Below are 21973 nucleotides of genomic sequence, written 5' to 3' on the forward strand. Positions count from 1 at the left end.
GGGTGGGACGGCCGGTCACAGGCCGACCAGAGGGGCCATGAGCAGGACTCCGACGACGAGCACCGCCACGCCGACGACATCGAAGACGACGCCGCTGCGGATCATCTTCGTGAGGGGGACGAGGCCGGAGCCGTAGACGATGGCGTTGGGCGGGGTCGAGACCGGGAGCATGAACCCGTATCCGGCCGCGGCCGTCGCGACGAGCCCGGGGATCAGCGGATCGACGCCGATGGCGGCCGCGATCGGGACCACGATCGGCACGACGATCCCGGCGCTCGCGGTGTTGCTGGTCGTCTCGGACACGAGCAGGGCCATGACGGCCGCCAGTACCGTCACCGCCACCAGCGACGACACCCCGAGCCCGGAGGCGATGCCGTCGCCGAAGGTCCGGGCGAGGCCGGTCTCCGAGGACATCGACCCGAGTACGGTGCCGGCGCCGAAGAGCAGGATCACGCCCCAGTCGATCTTCACCGCCTCGGCCCAGGTGAGCGTCGGGACGAGGCCACCACCGGTGGCCGACCGCGCCGGCAGGAGGAACAGGAGGGTGGCCGCGAAGACGGCGGCGACCCCCTCGGTCACGTGCTCGGTGAGCCAGAGCACGGGCGCGGTGTCCTCGCCGATCACGGCTCCGAGAACGCCCGGGCTGGTCCAGAGCACGACGGCGACGAGAAACGCGACGACGGTGTTCTTCTCCCCGCGGGTCACGCCGCCCAGCGCCGCCCGCTGCTCGGCGACGAACTCGGCGGCGCCCTCGAGGCGGGTGACCTCGGGCCGGTTGAGCAGGAGCAGCAGCACGGCCAGCACCACGAACACGACCAGCACGATGGGCAGGAACATCGTCACCCACTCGACGAAGCCGATGGTGCGGCCCGTCTGCGCCTCGACCAGGTCGCGGCCGATCAGCTGGTGCGGTGCGCCGACCGGCGTGATGAGCCCTCCGATCGACGCGCCGTAGGCGATCATCAGCATCACCGACGTCGCCCAGCGCGAGCGCGACAGGTCCGGGCCGCCCTCACGGGTGCTGACCGTGCTCACCGAGCGGACGATGCCGATCCCGATCGGCAGCAGCATCGCCACCGTCGCGGTGTTGGACACGAACGCCGAGATCACCGCCGCCAGCACGCCGAACGCGATCATGGTGCGCACCGGGGACCCGGCGATGCCCGGCACCGAGAGCGCACGCAGCGCGATCCGGCGGTCGAGCCCGTGCACGCTCATGGCCCGGGCGATCACGAAGCCGCCGAGGAACACGAAGATCGTGTCGGTCCCGAAGGCCCCGAGCACGGTCTCCTCGTCGGCGACCCCGAGGAACACGCACAGCAGGACCGCGAAGACGGCCGTCACCGCCAGCGGCAGTGCCTCGGTGACCCACCAGACCATGACCAGCACGAACACCGCGGCGAGCGCCCGCTGGGGCCAGACGAGTCCGTCCGCGAGCAGGAGGACCGCGAGGAACCCGAGCGGCCCGACGGGCAGGCCGATCCGGGCGCGGACGCTGTCGAAGCGGCTGCTCCCGGCCGCCCTCTCCGCGTCGGGCGCCTCCGTCGAACCGGCTCGAGGCCCTGACTGCACTGCCATAGTGCCCACCTTTCGGAACAGTGTTTCGTAATGCGGGCACCGTAGACGACAGGTGGGCGCCCGGGCAACGGCCGCACCGCGGGGACGTCGTTAAGCTCCGGCCCCGTGGAGGCACGACGCGACGAGGCCGGGGAGCAGGCGACCGGGGGCGGTGTCCAGTCGATCGACCGGGCCGTCGCGATCCTGTCCGTCTTCTCCCGCGCCCGGCCGATCGCCGGGATCACCGAGATCGCCCGGCTCACCGGGCTGACCCGGGGTACGACCCACCGCCTGGTGAGCGCGCTGGCCAGCCACGGATTCATGGCGCAGGCCCCGGGCTCGACCGCCTACTCGCTCGGCCCCCGGCTGCTCGGGCTCGGCGAGGTCGCCCGCGAGCAGCTGTCCCTGGAGTCGCAGGCCCTCCCGATCATGACGCGGCTCCGCGACCGGACCGGGGAGACCGTCGGGCTCCACGTCCTCGACGCCGAGCCCAGCCGCCGGACCATCGCCCAGGTGGAGTCCCAGCAACCGCTGCGCCGCATCTACACCGACCTCGGCGCGCCCCGTCCCCCGCACGAGGGCGCGCCCGGGAAGGCGCTGCTCGCCCATGTCGCCCCCGAGCGGCTCGCCGCGGCCCGGGCGCGGATCGCCGACCCGCCGGCGCAGGAACGGCTGGACCGGCAGATCGAGGTGGTCCGCGGCGACGGCTACGCGATCTCGCTGGAGGAACGCGTCCCCGGGGTCGTGGCCGTGGCCGTGCCCGTCTTCGACCACACCGGCGCGGTCGCCGCGCTGTCGGTGTCGGTGCCGGCCGTCCGGGCCGGGCGCGACGAGCTCGTCGGGTTCGTCCCGATGCTGCGGGAGGCGGCCGACGAGCTCTCCGCGCGCCTCGGCGGGAGCGCTCCACCGCCGGCGCCGGCGAGCTGAGGCGGTCGGCCCCGCGTGCGGACGGCGCACGGCGGGTACCCGGCACCATGAAGTTCGGTATCGCAACGTTCGTGACCGACGAGGGCATCCGCCCCGGGCCGCTGGGGCGGGCGCTGGAGGAACGCGGTTTCGACTCGGTGTTCCTCGCCGAGCACTCGCACATCCCCACCAGCCGGGAGTCGCCCTACCCCGGCGGGGGTGACCTGCCGCGGGTCTACTACCGCACCCTCGACCCGTTCGTCGCGCTCACCGCGATGGCGGGGACGACCACCGACCTGCTGCTGGGCACCGGGATCGTGCTCCTGCCGCAGCGCGACGTCATCCACACCGCCAAGCAGACCGCGAGCCTCGACCTGGTGTCCGGCGGGCGGCTGCTGTTCGGCGTCGGCGCGGGATGGAACCGCGAGGAGATGCGCAACCACGGCGTCGACCCGAGCACCCGCGGGCCGCTCATGACCGAGCAGCTGCACGCGCTGCGGGCACTGTGGACCGAGGACGAGGCCGAGTTCCACGGCGAGCACCTCGACGTCGAGCGGTCCTTCTCCTGGCCCAAGCCGGTCCGCACCCCGCCGATCTACCTGGGCGGGGAGAGCGAGGCCGCGCTGAACCGGCTCGCCGAGGTCGGCGACGGCTGGCTCCCGCGCTCGCACACCTCCTACGACGAGATCCGCCGCGTCCGCGAGAACCTCGCCGAGCGGGGCAAGCCGGACGTGCCGACCACGGTGTTCGGCGGGGAGCCGGACCCCGACGTCGTCGCGGGCTACGCCGAGGTCGGCGTCGAGCGGGTCACGTTCCTGCTCCCGACCCTCCCGGAGTCCGAGACCCTCACGACACTCGACGAGCTGGCGCAGGTGGTCCAGCGGTCGAGCTGACCTCGGTCGGCCGGAAACCGGTGGCCGTTGCGGGGCAGAATGGCCGGTGATGTCGATCCGGCTGCTCGGCCCCGTCTCCCTCACCGACGCCGGCGGGCGCGAGCTGCTGCCCGCCGGCGCCCGGGTGCGGGGTCTGCTCGCCCGGCTCGCGCTCGACGCCGGGCATCCGGTCGACACCGCGACGCTGGTGGACGCGCTGTGGGGTGCGGACCCGCCGTCGACGGCGAACGCGCTCCAGTCCCTCGCCACCCGGCTGCGCCGCGCGATCGGCGCCGACCGGGTGCGGTCGGCCACCGGCGGCTACCTGCTGGCCGTCGACCCGGACGAGGTCGACGCGCTGCGGTTCGCCGCACTGCGCCGGACCGCGGCGGCCGACCCGGACGACGACCGCGCCCGCGCCCTGCTCACCGAGGCCCTCGACCTGTGGCACGGCCCGCCGCTGGGCGGGCTGAACGGGCTCGCGTTCGCCGCACCGGCCGCCACCCGGCTCACCGACGCCCGCGCGGGCGCCGCCGAGGAGCTGGCCGCCCGCGGGCTCGCGGCCGGCGCGCCCACGGCAGGTCTAGACGCGCTGACCGCGGTCCTCGCCGAGCAGCCGCTGCGGGAGACCACGGCCGTCGCGCTGGCCCGCGGGCTGCACGCGGCCGGGCGGCGGGCCGACGCGCTGGCCGTGCTCGACCGGACCCGGACCGCGCTGGCCGAGGAGCTCGGCGTCGACCCGGGCCCGGAGCTGCTGCGGACCCGCACCGAGCTGCTGCGCGACGACCCGCCCGCCGCCACCGCGGTCCCCGCACGGCGGCCGGGACCGCCGCGGGAGCGGACCCGGCCGGTGGCGCTCACCTCGTTCGTCGGCCGCGAGAGGGACCTGGACCGGGTGCGGGCGCTGCTCGGCTCGACGCGGCTGGTCACCGTGGTCGGGCCGGGCGGGGCCGGGAAGACCCGGCTGTCGCAGGAGGCCGTGCGCGACGTCGGTACGGCCGTCGCCGTGGTCGAGCTGGCCGCGCTGACCGGTGGCGACCAGGTGGTCCCGGCCGCGCTGCACGCCGTCGGCGGGCCGGAGCTGTCGGTCGCGGACCGCGGTGGTCCGGACGCCGGGGCACGGCTGGTGTCGGCGCTGACCGGCCGCGAGCTGGTGCTGCTGCTGGACAACTGCGAGCACCTGGTCGACGACGTCGCGGACCTCGTCCACGACCTGCTCGCCCGGCTGCCCGGGCTGCGGGTGCTGGCGACCAGCCGGGAGCCCCTCGGGGTGCCGGGCGAGGTCCTGCACCCGCTGGGGTCGCTGGACCCGGCGCAGGCGACGCGGCTGTTCGCCGAACGCGCCGTCGCCGTCCGGCCGGACCTCGACCCGGCCGCCCACGCCCGGGCCGTCGCCGAGATCTGCCGTCGTCTCGACGGTCAGCCGCTGCCGATCGAGCTCGCGGCGGCCCGGGTGCGCAGCATGACCCCGGCCGAGATCGCCGACCGGCTCGCCGACCGTTTCCGGTTGCTGGTGACCGGTGCGCGGACCGCGTTGCCCCGCCACCAGACGCTGCGGGCCGTCGTCGACTGGAGCTGGGACCTGCTCTCCCCCGCCGAGCGTGCGCTCGCGACCCGGTTCGGGGTGTTCGCCGGTCCGGTCGACGCCCGCACCGTCGAGGCCGTCTGCGGCGACGACGCGTTCGACCTGCTCCCGGCGCTGGTGGAGAAGTCGCTGGTCGTCCCGGTCGACGGCGCCGAGGACGGTGCGACCCGCTACCGGATGCTGGAGACGATCCGCGAGTACGCGGCCGCACGGCTGGCCGACGCACCGGACCACGACGCCGTGACCGCGGCGCACGCCGACCACCTGCTCGCGGTGCTGGAGCCCGGGGAACCACGGCTGCGCACCGGGGACCAGCTCGACCAGCTCGCCGTCGTCCGGCGGGTGGAGGGCGAGGCCGTCCGCGCGCTGGACCGCGCCGTCGACGCCGGCGACGGTCCCCGGGCACACCGGCTGTTCGCGGCACTGGGCTGGAGCTGGATGGTCCGCGGCGACCTCGGGTCGCTGAAGCGCTGGTCCGACCGGACGGCGACGGTCCCGGCCGAGGCACCGGCCGCCGCGGTCGCGTTCGCCCGTACGATCCGGGCGACGGTCCACATCGGGTTCGGCGACGAGCCGGGTGCGGCGCAGGCGGAGCTCGACGCCGTCGTCGCACTGTGGCCGGAGCTGCCCGAGCCGCGGCACCCCGTGGTCGAGCTCGCCCGGCCCACGGGCCTGCTGTTCGGTGACGGGGACCGCTCCGCGCTCGTGGCCATCGCCGACGGCGACGGCGAGCCGTGGCTGCGGGCGACGGCGTCGCAGATCATCGCCGCGTACGCCGAGAACACCGGCGACCTCGACGTGCAGCGGGTCCGGCTGCGGGCCGCACACGAGCTGTTCGCCCGGACCGGGGACCGCTTCGGGCTCGGGATGACGACGTTCGCGCTCGGTGAGCTGGAGGACTACGCCGGGGACACCGACGCCGCCCGCCGGGCCTGGACCGAGGCGGTCGCGTTGTCCGCCGAGCTGGGCAACGCCGACGACGTCCCCCAGTTCCACCTGCAGCTCGCCCGGCTCGCCGCCCGCCGCGGCGACGAGACCGAGGCCCGCGAGCACCTCCGCCTGGCCTTCGCCCAGGACATCCCCGACGACATCCGTGCGAGCTTCGGCCTACGGTGGGGACGGGCCGAGGTCGAGCTGCGGCTCGGGAACCCGGACGAGGCCCTGGAGCTGCTCCGCGAGTGCGACGTGCCGGTCCTGCCCGGCCCCGGACGGTTCCAGCGGGAGGCCGCGACCCACACGCTCATCGCGTCGGCGCTGATGGCCCTCGGCCGCCCGGACGAGGCCCGCGAGCGGCTGGAGCAGGCGGGGAAGGCCGCCGTCGCCGCCGACGACGGGCCGGTCCTCGGTGTGGTCGCCGAGACCTCCGCCCGGTGGGCCCTGGACGCGGGGGACGCGGAGCGGGCCGGTGAGCTGCTCGGCGTCGCCCTCGCCCGGCGTGGGGCGCTGCACCTGGGGCTGCCCGAGGTCGTGGCGACGCTGGAGGGGGTCCGCGCGCGGCTGGGCCCGGCCGCGGCCGACGCTGCGGTCGACCGTGGCCGGGCCCTCCCCCGGGACGCGCCCCCCACACCGTGAGCGCCCGGCCGCCGCGCCCTCAGGTGCGGCGGCGGTAGAGCGCGACGGCCAGGGGCGCGAAGACCACGACCAGGCCCGCGGAGGTCAGCAGCGACACCGTCGCCGCGCCACCCGCCGGCGCGCCGTCGAGCAGGGCGCGCACGGCGTCCGCGGTCCGCGAGACCGGGTTGACCGCGACGAAGCCCTGCAGCCAGCCGGGCATCGTCTGCGTCGGGACGAACACCGAGCTGGCGAACGTCAGCGGCAACATGATCAGCGCGGACAGTCCCTGCACCGAGCGGGGCTGCCTCACGACCATCGCGAGCGCGGTGAACACCCAGCACAGTCCGAACGCGAACGCGACGACCAGCCCGAACGCGGCGAGGAGGCCGAGCGGACCCGCCGGGGTCCGGTAGCCGAGGGCGAACCCGAACACCAGCATGATCACGCCGGAGGTCACGTAGCGGACGAGGTCCGCCCCGATCGCGCCGACCAGCGGGGCCGCGCGGGAGATCGGCAGGCTGCGGAAGCGGTCGAAGATCCCGGTCGTGAGGTCCTCGGCCAGGCCCACGCCGGTGCCCGCGGAGGCGAACACCACCGTCTGGAGCAGGACACCGGGCAGGGCGTAGTGCAGGTACTCCGTGCTGTTGCCGGCGATCGCGCCGCCGAAGACGTAGACGAACAGCAGCAGGAAGATCACCGGCTGCAGCGTGACGTCGATCAGGGCCTCCGGGGAGTGGATCGTCTTCACGATCCCGCGGCGGGCCAGCGACAGGCCGTGGCGCAGCGTCGAGGGCAACCGGCGCGCCCTGTCGACGGCGGTCGTCGCGGGCGGGGTGTCGAGGGTGGTCGTCATCGGGAGCCTCCGGGGGCGGGGTCGGCCGCGTGGCCGGTGAGGGAGAGGAAGACGTCGTCGAGGCTGGGCAGCCGCACGCCGAGTTCCGCGACGGCGACGCCCTCGGCCAGCAGCCGGTCCTCGGTGCGACGCAGCGCCCCGTGGTCGGTCACGGCCGCGACGACCTCACCGGACGGCTCGACCGTCGGTTCCGCGCCGGTCTCCTGCGCGACGACGGCGGCGACCAGCGGTGCCTCGCGGGCCAGCTCCGGGCGCACGTGCAGGCGCCGCCCGCCGGCCCGGGACTTCAGCTGCGCGGCCGTGCCCGAGGCGATGACCCGCCCCCGGTCCAGGACGACGAGGTCGTGCGCGAGCTGGTCGGCCTCCTCCAGGTACTGGGTGGTGAGCAGGACGGTGACGCCGTCCTCGGCGAGCCGCCGCACGGCCTCCCACACCTCGTTGCGGTGCAGCGGGTCCAGCCCGGTGGTGGGCTCGTCGAGGAACAGCACCTCCGGGCGCCCGACGAGGCTCGCGGCCAGGTCGAGCCGCCGGCGCATGCCGCCGGAGTAGGTGCCGGCGCGGCGCCCGGCGGCGTCGGTGAGCCCGAAGCGCTCGATCAGCTCGACGGCGCGGGCCCGGGCGGCCGGGCGCGGCAGGTCGAGCAGCCTGCCGATCAGGTACAGGTTGTCGCGGCCGGTCAGGGACTCGTCGACGGCGGCGTACTGGCCGGTGAGGCCGATCAGGGAGCGGACCCCGGCGGCGTCGCCGACGACGTCGCGGCCGAGCACCGCGGCCCGGCCCGCCGAGGGCGGGAGCAGCGTGGCCAGTATGCGGACGGTCGTCGTCTTGCCGGAGCCGTTCGGGCCGAGCAGCCCGAGGACCTGTCCGCGCCCGGCGGAGAACGAGATCCCGTCGACGGCGCGGACGTCACCGAAGGTCCGGACCAGGCCGTCGACCTCGACAGCGGGAGTGTTCATGCCGGTGAGCGTGCGCCCGGGCGCTGACACGGCCCTGGTACGGCGCTGGCATCACCGTGACAGCCGGCGGACTCGCCGCCACGAGCCCGGTCCCGTCGCCACCCCCCGACTGTGGCGACGGAACCGGCCCGTCTCTCCCCCCGCGCCCCGGCGAGGCTCCCCAGCCCGCCGTGACGCGAGTACGACGGTATCCGCGCACCCGGGGGCCGCGGATCGGTCGAACTACTGATCTCTTACCCGGGGTCTCTCCTACCTGGGTAGGAGAGACCCCTCATCCCTCGGCGCGCTCGGCGGCCTCGAGCCACTCCAGCTCGACGCTCTCGCGCTCGGCGACGACGGCCTTCAGCTCCCGGTCCAGCTCCATCAGCTTTCCGGGCTCGGTGGCGGCCTCGGCGAGCCGGGCGTGGAGCTTCTCCTCCTGCGCGGTGAGCTGCCCCATCCGTCGTTCCAGGCGCTGGGCGTCCTTGCGGGCGGCCCGCTGCTCCGCGGCGCTCGCCTTCGGCCCGGCCGCCTGTGCGACGGGCGCACCGGCCGGTACCGGCGCGGTCGGTGCGGCCCCGGCGGGGCCGTGGCCGGTGGCGGCACGGCGGGTCAGGTACTCGCCGATCCCGCCGGGCAGGTGGGTGAGGTGCCCGTCGCCGAACAGGGCGACGACCTGGTCGCAGACCCGCTCGGTGAGGTACCGGTCGTGGCTGACGACCACCAGGGTGCCCGGCCAGCCGTCGAGGAGGTCCTCCAGCCCGGCGAGGGTGTCGACGTCCAGGTCGTTGGTGGGCTCGTCGAGCAGCAGGACGTTCGGCTCGTCCATCAGCAGCCGGGTCAGCTGCAGCCGCCGGCGCTCGCCACCGGACAGGCGCCCGACCGGGGTCCACTGGCGGGCCGCGGGGAACCCGAGCCGCTCCAGCACCTGCGACGCGGTCATCTCCTGCTTGCCGAACCGCACGTACTTGGCGACGGCCTCGGTGGCCTCCAGCACGCGCATCTCGGCGGGCAGGTCGACGAGCTCCTGCGACAGCTGCGCCATCTTCACGGTGCTGCCCTGGACGCGCCGGCCCGAGTCGAGCGCGCGTTCCCCGGACAGGGCACGCAGCAGCGTCGTCTTGCCGGAGCCGTTGACCCCGACGATGCCGACCCGGTCGCCCGGGCCGAGCCGCCAGGTCACGTCGTCGAGCAGGGTGCGCCCGGCGACGGAGACGGTCGCGTCCTCCAGCTCCAGCACGGTGCGCCCGAGCCGGTTGGTGGCGAACGCCATCAGCTCGACGGTGTCGCGCGGCGCGGGCACGTCGGCGATCAGGGCCTCCGCGGCCTCGATCCGGTAGCGGGGCTTCGAGGTCCGGGCGGGCGGGCCGCGGCGCAGCCAGGCCAGCTCCTTGCGGGCCAGGTTGCGGCGGCGCTGCTCGGCGGCGTCGGCCTGCCTGCCGCGCTCGGCGCGGGCGTAGACCCAGTCGGCGTAGCCGCCGGTGTAGGACTCGACGCGCCCGTTCGCGACCTCCCAGGTCCGGGTGCAGACGGTGTCGAGGAACCAGCGGTCGTGGGTGACGACGACGAGTGCGATCCGCCGCGACGTCAGGTGCGTCGCGAGCCAGCCGATGCCCTCGACGTCGAGGTGGTTGGTGGGCTCGTCGAGGACGACGAGGTCGAGCTCCCCGATCAGCGCCGCGGCGAGCGCGACCCGGCGCTTCTCGCCGCCGGACAGGCCGTCGGTGGGTCGCTCGATGTCGGAGATGGCGAGCCCGTCGAGGACGTCGCGGACCCGGGCGTCGGCGGCCCACTCGTGGTCGGCGCCGTACTCGGCGAGGACGATGTCGCGCACCGTCGACCCGGCCGGGAAGCGGTCGTGCTGCACCAGGTGCGCCATCCGCAGGCCCCCGAGGCGGCTGACCCGGCCGCCCTCGACGGGCCGGTCGCCGGTGATCACGTCGAGCAGGGTCGACTTCCCGCCGCCGTTGAGGCCGACGACGCCGATCCGGTCGCCGCGCTCGACGCCGAGCGAGACACCGTCGAGCAGGACGCGGCTGGCGTCACCGGGCACGTGCGCGGTGACGTTCTCCAGGTTGAGCAGGTTCTCGGGCAACTACGTCTCCACCGTCGGGAAGGTCAGGCACGGACCGGGGGCCACGAGCCGGAGCTCGAGGGACCGCCGCGGTCGGGGGGGTGGTCGCCGCCGGTCTCGGAGGTGTCGACGATGCGGGCGCCGCCGGCCGGGCCGTGGGCGACCCGCACCGTCCGGCACACCCCCATCCCGGCGAGCTCGGTCGCGACCTCGACGGCGGAGTCGGCGTCGGCGCACAGGAACGCGCAGGTCGGCCCGGACCCGGACACCAGCCCGGCGAGCGCGCCGGAGTTGACCCCGGCGCGCAGGGTGCGGCGCAGATCCGGGGCCATCGAGACGGCGGCCACCTGCAGGTCGTTGCCCAGGTTGAGCGCGAGCCGGCGCGGGTCCCCGGAGGACAGTGCCTCCAGGACGGGCTCGACCGGCCGCTCGGCGATCGGGCCGTCGCCGCGCAGCCGGTCCAGCTCGGAGAACACCGACGGCGTGGACAGCCCGCCGCGGGCCAGCGCGATCACCCAGTGCAGCCGGTGCCGGGCGAGCACGGGGATGATCTTCTCGCCACGGCCGGTGCCGAGCGCGGTACCGCCGTGCAGGCCGAACGTGACGTCCGATCCGAGTTCGGCGGCCAGCTCGGACAGCTCGTCGCGGCCCAGCTCCAGCCGCCACAGCGAGGACAGCGCGACGAGCGTGCCCGCCGCGTCCGCGGAGCCGCCCGCCATGCCGCCCGCGACCGGGATGCCCTTGCGCAGGGTCACCCGCACGTCCGGGGCGCGACCGGCCTTCTCCGCGAGCAGCTCGACCGCCCGCCAGGCCAGGTTGGTGGCGTCCAGCGGCACCTCGGCGACGCCGTCGCCGTGCACCTCCAGCGCGGGCTCCTGGGCCTGCTCGACGGAGATCTCGTCGAACAGGCTGACGGCGTGGAAGACCGTGACGAGGTCGTGGAAGCCGTCCGGCCGCACCCCGCCCACGGCGAGGTGCAGGTTGATCTTCGCGGGAACCCGGACGGTGACCGGTCGCGGCACGGCGGACAGCACCGCTCAACCCTACGGGCAGCACGGGACGGGCCGCCGCCGCCCGGCATCCGGGGTGGCCGGGCTCACCGGTCGGCCGGGCCCCGGCGGACCGACCTCGGCCGATCCGGCCCCGGCGGCGCGGCACCGGGTGACGCGGCAGGGCGATCAGCCCGGTCGCGGGCACCCGTCCCCCTCCGAACTCGCTTACCCGGTAAGCGAATTCGGAGAACCGGCACCCGCCCGATCCGACGGGCAGGGCAGCGCCGCCGGTGGGACGGCCGACGCCCGCCGCCGACGCCCGCTCCCGGAGGCGCCCGCTCCCGGACGAGACGCCCGCTCCCGGAGGAGGAGCTACCGGGTGAGCGACTCCGCGGAGCCGGTGCGCTCCACGGCGGCGCGGCGCTCGACCAGGTGGCGCGGCGTCGCGAAGCAGGCGACGGCCACGAACCCGATCACCAGCACGGCCGCGGGCAGCAGCATCGACTGGGCCATCGCCGTCGCGAAGGGGTCGCGGAGCACCTCGGGCAGCGGGCCGCCGGTCGCGGCGACCTCCGGAGAGCCGCCGACCGCCGACGCGCCCGGGACGAGCGCGGCGATCCGCGACTCCATGAGCACCGCGATGCCCGCGCTGCCGAGCACCGCGCCGACCTGACGGGTCGTGTTGTAGACACCCGACCCGGACCCAGCCTGGTCCATCGGCAGGTTGCGGGTGGCACTGGTGGAGATCGGCGCCCAGACGCAGGAGTTGGAGATGCCGAGCAGGGTGAGCGGCAGCAGCAGCTGCCAGACCGGGGTGTCCGGGCCCATCACCCACGCCAGCCAGGCCAGCGCGATGACGAACGTCGACATCCCGAAGCCGCCGATCAGCCGCGGGTGGACGCGGTCGGTCAGCCGCCCGGTGTACGGCGCGAGCGCGCCGGAGAAGATCGCCAGTGGCGCGAGCAGCAGCGCGGCCTGGGTCGGGGTGAAGCCGCGCACGCTCTGCGCGTAGATCATCAGCGGGAAGCCCTGCGCGGTGATCGCGAAGCCGACGGTGCAGATCGCGACGTTGGCCAGCGAGAAGTTGCGGTCCCGGAACAGGCGCAGCGTGACCAGCGGCTCGCTGGTGGTGACCCGCTGCCACCACACGAACGCGACCAGCACGACGACGCCGCTGCCGATCAGCGCCCAGATGCCGGCACCCCAGCCGAACTTCTGGCCCTCCTGGATGCCGAAGACCAGCAGGAACATGCCCGCGGCGGACAGCACCACGCCGACGACGTCGAACCGGCGGCGCGAGGTCTCGAGCGAGGGCACCAGCCGCCAGGCGGCGACGAAGGCGATCACCCCGACCGGGACGTTCACGAAGAAGATCCACTCCCAGCCGAGGCCGCCGACGAGGAGCCCGCCGACGATCGGCCCGGTGAGTGTCGCGACGCCGGCGACGGCGCCCCACAGGCTCATCGCGCGCCCGCGCTGGGCCGCCGGGAAGGTCCGGGTGATGACGGCCATGGTCTGCGGCGTCATCATCGCGGCGCCGAAGCCCTGGGCGACCCGCGCGACGATCAGGGCGCCGACGGTCGTCGTGAGCCCGCACCACAGCGAGGCCAGGGTGAACACCGCGAGCCCGCACAGGTAGACGCGCTTGGGCCCGAACCGGTCCCCCAGCCGCCCGGTGACCAGCAGCGGGACGACGTAGGCGAGCAGGTAGGCGCTGGTCACCCAGACGACGGAGTTGACGTCGGCGTCCAGCGAGGTCAGGAGTGCGGGCGTCGCGACGGTGACGATGGTGGCGTCGACCAGGATCATGAAGAACCCGATCACCAGCGCCCACAGCGCGGGCCACGGGTTCGTCCCGTCGGCGCTGACCACCTGTTCCCTCGACCGCGTCACCACGCCATCATGCGCCGCCCCCGGCACGGTCCGGTCGGGTGGGAGGGTGCCCGGCCGGGCGGTTCCGGGCGATCCGGGCGAAGTCGGACACCGCCAGGGTCTCGGCGCGGGCGGTGGGGTCGACCCCCGCGGCGCGCAGGGCCTGTTCGGCCGCCGCGGCCGAGCCGGCCCAGCCCGACAGTGCTCCCCGCAGCACCTTGCGGCGCTGCGCGAAGGCCGCGTCGACGACCGCGAAGGTCGCCGCCCGGTCGGCGTCGGCGGGCGGGTCGTGCCGGGTGAAGGCCAGCAGCCCGGAGTCGACGCCGGGGACCGGCCAGAACACCGCGCGCGGCACCGGCCCGGCCCGGCGGGCGGCCGCGTACCAGGCGAGCTTGGCGCTGGGGGCGCCGTACTCGCGCGAGCCGGGTCCGGCGGCGAGCCGGTCGGCGACCTCCGCCTGCACCATGACCAGCCCGGTCCGCAGCGACGGCAGTTCGGCGAGCAGATGCAGGATCACCGGCACCGCGACGTTGTAGGGCAGGTTCGCGACGATCGCGGTGGGCGGCGCCGCACCGGGCCCGGCGTCGGCCGCGAGCCGGTCCGCGCCGACCCGCATGGCGTCGGCCCCGGTCACGGTCAGTCGACCGGCCAGCTCGGGGGCGCGCTCGGCGACGGTGGCGGGGAGCAGCCCGGCCAGCACCGGGTCGATCTCGACGACGTGCACCCGGGCCGCGACCGGCAGCAGCGCCAGGGTGAGCGAGCCGAGACCGGGGCCGACCTCGAGGACGACGTCGTCGCCGTCGACACCGGCGGACTTCACGATCCGGCGGACGGTGTTGGCGTCGTGGACGAAGTTCTGGCCGAGTTTCTTGGTGGGGCGCAGACCGAGCCGCTCGGCCAGCACCCGTACGTCGGCCGGGCCCAGCAGGCGGGCGGTGGCGGTGGCCCGGCTCCGGTCGCCGTCGGCGTCGATGCTCCGGCTCCGGCCGCCGTCGGTCCCGTGGTCGCTCACGGCACCATTCTCGCCGGGCACCCCGGGCGGGGTGCGTGCGGGATCAGCTCAGGCCGAGCTTGGAGGAGCAGGACGGCCAGGCGCTGTAGCCGCCGCGGTCGTCCTTGACCTTCTCCGCGACCGCGATCTGCTCCTCGCGGGAGGCCTTGTCCGCGGTCGGGGCGTACTGCCCGCCGCCGTAGGCCTGCCAGGTCTGCTTGTTGAACTGCAGCCCGCCCTGGTAGCCGTTCCCGGTGTTGATCGCCCAGTTGCCGCCGGACTCGCACTTGGCCAGCTTGTCCCAGGTCGCGCCGTTCGAGACCGCGGGCGCCGAGGACTTCGCCTTCGCGGCGGCTTTCTCGACGGTCTCCTCGACCTTCTTCTTGGTGCCGACCTTGACGACGCGCGGCATGGCCGGGGTGTCCTGACCGGCGCCGACGCGCTCGCGCGCGATCTCGCGGCCCTGGTCGTAGGTGACCCGCCAGATGACGCTGCGGGCGCCCTCGCGGCCCGGGTCGACGACGGTGCGGGTGCCCTCGTCGAGCGACGGGTCCTGCACCTCCTGCTCCGGCGCCGGGAGCTTCTGCGACTCGACGATCTGGGCGTTCACGATGTCCGAGCCGGTGGTCGGGGCCGCGACCGGGGCGAACGACGCGGGCGAGGAGGGCCGGTCGAGGTTCATCGACGCCGTGCCGAGGTCGGTGGCGTTCGCGGCGAGCCCGGCCTGGAGCTCCTGGGCGGGCTGCTCGGCCGGGGCGGTGAGCACCGCGGCGGCGAGGCCGCCGGTCGGGACCGAGAACAGCGCGGCCGCAGCGGCCGTCCGGACCCCGGCCCGGGAGCGGGCACCGGCGGTGCGGTGACGGCCCTCGTAGGTGACGTACCCGGCCTCGTCGCCGGCGAGACCGGCGGGCGCGATGACGGGGAGCGGTCGCGTGAGCTCGTCGTCGGCGAGCGGTGCGGCGTGACGCGAAGACATGACTTCCCGGGGGCTCGGCTGTCCGGGAAGGGCCATGACCTGCGGGAACGACGACCGGCGCGGTGCCGGGGAGCGGAACCGTCGCTGGGGAGCGGACCGGTCGTCGTCCCGCGGGTCGGGGGAGCGACCCCGTCCCGGCGGGTACGACGAGGGACGTTAGCGGACCGTGACCCGGCGCAGCGTTTCCGACGCGCGCGTGGCGACGAGCGGACGGTGATCGACGGTGAGTGACGACAACCCCGCCACTCGTCACGGCGGACGGCGTCAATCAGTTGTGCGCAGCCGGAAGATCCGTTCGGCGTTGCGGCGGGCTGTCTCGGCGACCAGGGCCTCGGACTCCCCGCGGGTCGCGGCGATCCCCCGCACGGTCCACGGCAGCACGTAGGGCTCGTTGGCCCGGCCGCGGTGCGGGTGCGGGGTGAGGAACGGCGCGTCGGTCTCCACGAGGTACTGCCCGGCGGGCACCAGTGCCGCGGCGGCGCGCAGCTCGTGGTTGTTCTTGAAGGTGACGGGCCCGGCGAAGGACAGGACGTACCCGGCGTCGGCGCACTCCCGGGCCATCGCGGCGTCGCCGGAGAAGCAGTGGAAGACGACGGTGTCCGGGGCGCCCTCCTCGCGCAGGATCCGCAGGACGTCGTCGTGGGCGTCCCGGTCGTGGATCATCAGCGGCTTGCCGGTGCGCTTGGCCAGCCCGATGTGCCAGCGGAACGCATCCTGCTGCGCGGCGGGCGGGCTGTGGTCCCAGTAGTAGTCCAGGCCGGTCTCGCCGATCGACACGACACGGTCGTCGGCGGCCAGCCGCTCGATCTCGGCGAGGTCGGCGGCCGGTACCCCTGCCGTCCGGGTGGGGTGCAGCGCGACGGCCGCCCACACCCGGTCGTCGGCGTGCGCGGCGCGGACGGCGAACCGCGCGCCGTCGAGGTCGTCGGCGATGGTGACCGCGCCGACGACGCCGACCGCCGCCGCCCGGTCCATCGCGGCGACGACGTCGGCGTCGGTCTCGCAGCCGCACGCGTCGAGGTGGGTGTGGCTGTCGATCGTCGACGCGGCGAGCGGCTCCGGCGGCTCGGGACGCGGCCGGCGGCCGTGTCCGCTCACGTCTGGACCGGGGCCCACTCCGGCCCGGTCTCCCCCAGCTCGGGTGCGAGCTTGGCGATGATCGGCGACGGCTTGGCCAGCGGGCGTCCCACCTCGATCGGCGTCGACCCCCAGTGGGCCTGCTCGGCGGCGTAGTCGCCGGTGAGGACCGGGTAGGCGGGGCCGTCGCCGAGGTCGTCGACGGTCGTCTTCTCCGGCTGCGCGGCCCACACCCCGGTGCCGCCGAGCGCCTCGTGCACCTTCTGCGCCGCGTGCGGCAGGAACGGGGTCAGCAGGGTGTTGGCGTCCTGCACGACCTGCAGCGCGGTGTGCAGGATCGTGTCCCGGCGCTCCGGGTCGTCCTTGCGCTTCCACGGCTCCTGGTCGGACAGGTACCGGTTCGCGGCGGTGACCACGCGCATCGCCTCACCCGCGGCCTGCTTGAACCGGTTCCGCGCGAGCAGCCCGCCGACGGTGTCGAACCCGGCCCGCGAGTACGCGAGCAGCTCGGCGTCGGCCTGCTGCGGCGCCGTCGGCGTGGGGACCGCGCCCACGTTCTTGTGGGCCATCGAGATGGACCGGTTGACCAGGTTGCCCCACTCGTTGGCCAGCTCGAAGTTCACCCGGCGGACGAACTCGTCCCAGGTGAAGTCGACGTCCTGGTTCTCCGGCCCGGCGACGGCGATGTGGTAGCGCAGCGCGTCCGGCCCGAACTCGCGCAGGAAGTCGCCGACGTAGATGACGGTGCCGCGGCTGGTCGAGAACTTCGACCCGCTCATCGTCAGGTACTCCGAGGACACGACCTCGCTGGGCAGGTCGAGCGTCCCGTACGGCCCCGGCTCGCCGCCGCGGTCGCCCGCGCCGTTCTGCCCGAGCAGGATCGCCGGCCACATCACCGAGTGGAAGGTGATGTTGTCCTTGCCCATGAAGTAGAAGGCCTCGGCGGCCGGGTCGGTCCACCACTGCTTCCACGCGTCCGGGTCCGGGCCGCGGCGGGCCCACTCCACCGAGGCGGACAGGTAGCCGATGACGGCGTCGAACCAGACGTAGATCTTCTTGAGCGGGTTGTCCGACCAGAGGTCGAGCGGGACGGGCACGCCCCACTCCAGGTCGCGGGTGATGGCGCGCGGCTTGAGGTTCTCCACCAGGTTGGCGGAGAACTTGAGCACGTTGGGGCGCCAGTCGGTGCGGGTCGACAGCCAGCTGCCGAGCGCCTCGGAGAAGGCGGGCAGGTCGAGGAAGAAGTGCTCGGTCTCGACGAACTTCGGGGTCTCCCCGTTGATCCGCGAGCGCGGGTTCTTGAGATCGGCCGGATCGAGCTGGTTGCCGCAGTTGTCGCACTGGTCGCCGCGGGCGCCGTCGTAGCCGCAGATCGGGCAGGTGCCCTCGATGTAGCGGTCGGGCAGGGTGCGGCCGGTGGACGGGCTGATCGCGCCCAGCTGCGTCTTCGGGACGACGTAGCCGTTCTTGTACAGCGCGGTGAACATGTCCTGCACGACGCGGTAGTGGTTCGACGTCGTGGTGCGGGTGAACAGGTCGTAGCTCAGCCCGAGGCCCTGCAGGTCGTCGGTGATCACGCCGTTGTACTTGTCGGCGAGCTGGCGCGGGGTCAGCCCCTCGGCGTCGGCCTGGACCTGGATCGGGGTGCCGTGCTCGTCGGTGCCGGACACCATCAGCACCCGGTCCCCCGCCATCCGCCGGTACCGGGCGAACACGTCGGAGGGCACACCGAAGCCGGACACGTGGCCGATGTGCCGGGGTCCGTTGGCGTAGGGCCACGCCACGGCGGTCAGCACGGCTTTACTCATGCCCTCCAGCGTATTCACCGTCGCCATCCCGTTCTGCGGCGGCACATCACCAAAGATGGGGATAGCTCGCGGAGACGGGTGTCGTTCCCCCTGCTGGTGTCATAGTGGCGCCCATGGACCGTGGTGAACGGGACCGCGAGGCACTGCTCGACGCGGCCCTGCAGCAGTGGGTGGACGGCGGGTGGCCCGCCATCGACCCCACCTCGGCCGCGGAACGGGCCGGGCTGCCCGCCTCCGCCGCGGCGGAGTTCGCCTCGGGCGTGGAGCTCGGGTGCGCGGTGTTCGACCACGTCGTCGACGAGCGCGCCGCCGCCACGATGGCCGCGGTGCAGTCGGCGGCCCCGAACCCGGCCGCCCAGATCAGGGCCGCCCTCACCGCGTGGTTCGACGACGTCGACCGCGACCCGCGCCGGGTCGTGGCGCTGGTCGACGCGGTCGGCTGTCCTGCGCTGCTCGCGCGCCGCCGCAGCGCCAACCGCGGCTTCGCCGAGCTGATGGTCAGCGGCGCCGCCGACACCCGGATCGAGCCCGACGACCTGCGCGTCGCCGGGCACTTCTGCCTCGGCGGGATGGGCGAGATCGTGCTGGCCTGGCTGGACCCGGAGAGCCCCGTGACCCGCGAGCAGGCCCTGGGCCACGGGGTCCGGCTCTACGAGTCCTGCCTGTTCACCCGCTGAGCGGCCTCACCCCAGCGCCCGGTCCAGGTTGATCGCGGAGCTGATCAGCGACAGGTGCGTGAACGCCTGCGGGAAGTTCCCCAGCTGCTCCCCGGTCAGGCCGATCTCCTCGGCGTAGAGGCCCAGGTGGTTGCCGTAGGAGAACATCTTCTCCAGCGCGATCCGGGCCTGTTCCAGGCGTCCGGCCCTGGTCATCGCCTCGACGTTCCAGAACGAGCACATCGAGAACGTGCCCTCCTCGCCGTCGAGACCGTCCGGCGAGTCCTCGACGTCGTAGCGGAACACCAGGGTGTCGACGACGAGGTCGTCGTTGATCGCGTCCAGGGTCGCCAGGAACCGCGGCTCGGTGGGCGCGCAGAACTTCACCATCGGCATGAGCAGCACCGAGGCGTCCAGCGTGGTCGCGCCGTAGCGCTGCACGAACGACCCGCGCGGCCCCACGTCGGGGTCCCAGCCGCGGTCCATGATCTGGTGGTAGATCTCGTCGCGGGTGGTGGTCCAGGCCCCGACGTCGCCGGGCAGGCCGCGCCGGCGCGCCATCCGGATCATCCGCTCGACCGCGACCCAGCACATGAGCCGGGAGAACACGTGGTCCTGGCGGCCCGCACGGGTCTCCCAGATGCCCTCGTCCGGGGAGTCCCAGTGCTCGCGCAGCCAGTCGAGGATCGTGCAGAGGTTCGTCCAGTCCTCGTGGCCGACGCCGTCGCCGTACTTGTCGTACAGGTAGACCGAGTCGATGATCTCGCCGTAGATGTCGAGCTGCAGCTGGTCCGCGGCGCCGTTGCCGGCCAGCACCGGGCGCGAGCCGCGGTAGCCGTCGAGGTGGTCGAGCTCGACCTCGTCGGGGGTCTCGTCGCCGTCGATCGTGTACATCACGCGCAGCGGGCCCTGGTCCCCGTCGCGGGTGCTCCCGAACCGGCCCGACAGCCAGCCGATGAACGCGCCCGCCTCCTCGGTGAACCCGAGCCGCAGCAGCGCGTAGAGGGTGAACGCGGCGTCGCGCATCCAGACGTAGCGGTAGTCCCAGTTCCGCTCGCCGCCCAGATGTTCGGGCAACCCCATCGTCGGCGACGCGATCACCGCGCCGGTCGGCTCGTGGGTGAGCAGTTTGAGGGTGAGCGCGGAGCGGTGGACGCGCTCGCGCCACCGCCCGGTGTACGACGAGTGCGCCAGCCAGTCCTTCCAGAACGAGACGGTCCCGGTGAACAGGGCCTCCGCGGCGTCGTCGCAGGGGGTGGGCTCCCCGGTCGCGTCCACCTCCAGCACGAACACCTCGGTGCGGCCCTCGGCGGTGCGGAACTCCGCGCCCGCGGCGTGGTCGGTGATCTCCAGCTCCACCGACGACGTCAGGTCCAGGGTGAGGCCGCTGCCGGTGAACCGGATGCCGGCGCCCGCGGTCTCGACCTTCGGGGTCTCCCGGGCGTAGTCGGGTCGCGGGACCACCTCGACGGTCATCGGCACCGACCCGCGGACCCCGGTCACCCGGCGGACCAGCCGCTGGCGGTGGTCGGGGTCGTGCGGGCGCAGCACCACCATGAGGTCCTGCACCTCGACGATGCCGTCGGCGGTGAGGAAGCGGGTGATGAGGATGTTGGAGTCGGGGTAGTAGAACTGCTGCTGGCTGGCGAGCTCGGTCTCGTCGACGCACGGCGCGAGCCTCCAGTGCCCGCCGCGGTCGGCGTCGAGCAGCGAGGCGAACACGCTGGGCGCGTCGAACCGGCCCGGGCAGAACCAGTCGACGGTGCCGTCGGTGCCGACGAGCGCCGCGGAGCGCAGGTCGCCGATGATCCCGTGCTCGGCGATCGGGAGGTAGCGCTCGCTGCGCGAGGGGCTCACTCCGGCACCCGCCAGCCGCGCGGGCCGGGCAGGTCGAGCGCGTCCTGCGGGCCCCAGGACCCGTCGGAGTAGGTCTGCGTCCGCGGCGGGTCGGCGAGCACCGGGTCGCACAGCTCCCAGAGCCGTTCGACCTCCTCGGTGGTGGTGAACAGCGTGCGGTCCCCCTTCATGACGTCCAGGAGCAGCCGCTCGTAGGCCTCCAGCGCGTCGTCGGGATCACCGACGCTGTCGAGGTCCAGCCGCATCCGGCCGCGGCCGACCTTCAGCTCCGGGCCGGGGACCTTCGCCCGGACGTCGAGCTCGGCCGACACCTGGTCGGCCAGCTCGATCACGAGCTCGGTGGGCGGCCCGTCGTGGGCGTCGCCCGTGAACGACCCGCCCGGGAACATGGTCAGCGCCGGCTCGTCGAAGCCGATCGTCACGGTGCGCCGGGTCGCGCCCATCGCCTTGCCGGTGCGCAGGAGGAACGGGACGCCGAACCAGCGCCAGTTGTCGACGTAGGTCTCCAGCGCGACGAACGTCTCGGACTCCGAGTCGTCGGCGACGCCCTCCTCGTCGCGGTAGGAGGCGTACTGGCCGAACACCACCCGCGACGGGTCGAGCGGCCGGATCGATCCGAACACCTTCGCCTTCTCCGCGTGCAGCGCGTCCGGCGCGATCTCGTGCGGCGGCTCCAGCGCGACGAACCCGAGGATCTGGAACAGGTGCGTGGAGATCATGTCGCGGAACGTGCCGGTGGACTCCATGAACGACGCCCGGCCCTCGATCCCGATCTCCTCGGGGACGTCGATCTGCACGTAGCGGATGTTCTGGCGGTTCCACACCGGCTCGAACAGACCGTTGGCGAAGCGCAGCGCGAGGATGTTCTGCACCGACTCCTTGCCGAGGAAGTGGTCGATGCGGAAGATGTCGGCCTCGTCGTAGACGTCCTTCAGGCCCGCGTTCAGCTCCTTCGCGGACTCCAGGTCGGTGCCGAACGGCTTCTCCAGCACCAGCCGGGAGCGCTCGGCGATGCCGGTCTTCCCCAGCATCGCGACCATCGGGGTCATCGCGGTCGGCGGCACGGAGAGGTAGACGAGCCGGCGCACGTCGTCGGAGCCGAGGTCCTTCTCCGCGCGCCGCACCGCCTCGGCGAGGTCGGCGCCGTCGTCGGCGTCGGAGACGACGAAGCTCAGCCGCGGCGCGAAGTCGTCCCAGCCGGTGTCGTCGGACAGGGCGCCGCGGATGCGGTCGCGGAACTCGTCGTCGGAGCCGGGCGAGTGCCGGCCAGACCCGATGACCCGGAAGTCCTCGGGGAGCAGCCCCTCGTTCTGCAGGTGGAGCAGACCCGGGAAGAGCTTGCGCTTCGCCAGGTCGCCGGTGGCGCCGAACAGCACGATCACGTGCGGGGGCAGGTCCGAAGGCATGA

General features: G+C 74.2%; 16 protein-coding genes. 4 read left to right on the plus strand and 12 right to left on the minus strand.

The window, feature by feature from the left end; all coding sequences use genetic code 11:
• Positions 1 to 15: 15 nt before the first annotated feature.
• Positions 16 to 1578, minus strand: coding sequence for a DASS family sodium-coupled anion symporter (locus tag KPF22_RS26075; protein WP_224403550.1), 1563 nt, complete (start codon positions 1576 to 1578; stop codon positions 16 to 18).
• A gap of 105 nt (positions 1579 to 1683) precedes the next feature.
• Between KPF22_RS26075 and KPF22_RS33350 the strand changes: the two genes are divergently transcribed.
• The 3 genes from KPF22_RS33350 to KPF22_RS26090 are packed head-to-tail and all read left to right on the plus strand — an operon-like array spanning position 1684 to position 6492.
• Positions 1684 to 2484, plus strand: a complete 801-nt coding sequence (locus KPF22_RS33350) for an IclR family transcriptional regulator (RefSeq protein WP_208818763.1) — start codon at positions 1684 to 1686, stop codon at positions 2482 to 2484.
• A 47-nt stretch (positions 2485 to 2531) separates the two neighbouring features.
• Positions 2532 to 3356, plus strand: coding sequence for an LLM class F420-dependent oxidoreductase (locus tag KPF22_RS26085; protein WP_224403551.1), 825 nt, complete (start codon positions 2532 to 2534; stop codon positions 3354 to 3356).
• A 49-nt stretch (positions 3357 to 3405) separates the two neighbouring features.
• Positions 3406 to 6492, plus strand: coding sequence for a BTAD domain-containing putative transcriptional regulator (locus tag KPF22_RS26090; RefSeq protein WP_224403552.1), 3087 nt, complete (start codon positions 3406 to 3408; stop codon positions 6490 to 6492).
• 19 nt (positions 6493 to 6511) lie between these two features.
• On the opposite strand, the gene KPF22_RS26095 is transcribed toward KPF22_RS26090, so the two are convergent.
• The 9 genes from KPF22_RS26095 to metG all read right to left on the minus strand — a co-directional run bounded on the left by KPF22_RS26095 (position 6512) and on the right by metG (position 18052).
• Complete coding sequence (locus tag KPF22_RS26095; RefSeq protein WP_208818760.1) at positions 6512 to 7327, minus strand: ABC transporter permease; 816 nt, start codon at positions 7325 to 7327, stop codon at positions 6512 to 6514.
• The gene (locus tag KPF22_RS26100) at positions 7324 to 8283 is read right to left on the minus strand and encodes an ATP-binding cassette domain-containing protein (RefSeq protein WP_224403553.1); all 960 of its coding nucleotides are present in this window, start codon (positions 8281 to 8283) and stop codon (positions 7324 to 7326) included. Before KPF22_RS26100 ends, KPF22_RS26095 begins: the two co-directional genes overlap by 4 nt.
• A 271-nt stretch (positions 8284 to 8554) precedes the next feature.
• The gene (locus tag KPF22_RS26105) at positions 8555 to 10357 is read right to left on the minus strand and encodes an ABC-F family ATP-binding cassette domain-containing protein (protein WP_208818758.1); all 1803 of its coding nucleotides are present in this window, start codon (positions 10355 to 10357) and stop codon (positions 8555 to 8557) included.
• Positions 10358 to 10380: 23 nt separating this feature from the next.
• Positions 10381 to 11370 (minus strand): 4-(cytidine 5'-diphospho)-2-C-methyl-D-erythritol kinase, encoded by a 990-nt coding sequence (locus KPF22_RS26110; RefSeq protein WP_224403554.1) that lies wholly within the window; start codon positions 11368 to 11370, stop codon positions 10381 to 10383.
• Positions 11371 to 11700: 330 nt separating this feature from the next.
• On the minus strand, positions 11701 to 13221 hold the full coding sequence (locus KPF22_RS26115; RefSeq protein ID WP_224403555.1) for a DHA2 family efflux MFS transporter permease subunit: 1521 nt from the start codon (positions 13219 to 13221) through the stop codon (positions 11701 to 11703).
• A 7-nt stretch (positions 13222 to 13228) separates the two neighbouring features.
• Positions 13229 to 14128 carry a 16S rRNA (adenine(1518)-N(6)/adenine(1519)-N(6))-dimethyltransferase RsmA gene (gene rsmA, locus KPF22_RS26120; protein ID WP_224403981.1) on the minus strand — a complete coding sequence of 300 codons (900 nt, stop codon included), beginning with the start codon at positions 14126 to 14128 and terminating at the stop codon, positions 13229 to 13231.
• Between the two features lie 127 nt (positions 14129 to 14255).
• A complete protein-coding gene (locus tag KPF22_RS32795; RefSeq protein ID WP_305080366.1) occupies positions 14256 to 15167 on the minus strand; it encodes a resuscitation-promoting factor in 912 nt (303 codons plus the stop codon).
• Between the two features lie 264 nt (positions 15168 to 15431).
• A complete protein-coding gene (locus KPF22_RS26135) occupies positions 15432 to 16265 on the minus strand; it encodes a TatD family hydrolase (protein ID WP_208818756.1) in 834 nt (277 codons plus the stop codon).
• The gene (gene metG, locus KPF22_RS26140) at positions 16262 to 18052 is read right to left on the minus strand and encodes a methionine--tRNA ligase (protein ID WP_208818755.1); all 1791 of its coding nucleotides are present in this window, start codon (positions 18050 to 18052) and stop codon (positions 16262 to 16264) included. Before metG ends, KPF22_RS26135 begins: the two co-directional genes overlap by 4 nt.
• A gap of 113 nt (positions 18053 to 18165) precedes the next feature.
• Between metG and KPF22_RS26145 the strand changes: the two genes are divergently transcribed.
• A complete protein-coding gene (locus KPF22_RS26145; protein ID WP_062400192.1) occupies positions 18166 to 18729 on the plus strand; it encodes a TetR/AcrR family transcriptional regulator in 564 nt (187 codons plus the stop codon).
• A 6-nt stretch (positions 18730 to 18735) separates the two neighbouring features.
• On the opposite strand, the gene KPF22_RS26150 is transcribed toward KPF22_RS26145, so the two are convergent.
• Positions 18736 to 20565 (minus strand): glycoside hydrolase family 15 protein, encoded by a 1830-nt coding sequence (locus tag KPF22_RS26150; protein WP_224403556.1) that lies wholly within the window; start codon positions 20563 to 20565, stop codon positions 18736 to 18738.
• On the minus strand, positions 20562 to 21971 hold the full coding sequence (gene zwf / locus KPF22_RS26155) for a glucose-6-phosphate dehydrogenase (RefSeq protein ID WP_224403557.1): 1410 nt from the start codon (positions 21969 to 21971) through the stop codon (positions 20562 to 20564). The genes KPF22_RS26150 and zwf overlap by 4 nt, the downstream gene beginning before the upstream one ends.
• Positions 21972 to 21973: the final 2 nt, after the last annotated feature.

It is taken from the genome of Pseudonocardia sp. ICBG1034 (genome assembly GCF_020131375.1).
In the GTDB taxonomy this organism is placed as follows: Bacteria; Actinomycetota; Actinomycetes; order Mycobacteriales; family Pseudonocardiaceae; genus Pseudonocardia; species Pseudonocardia alni.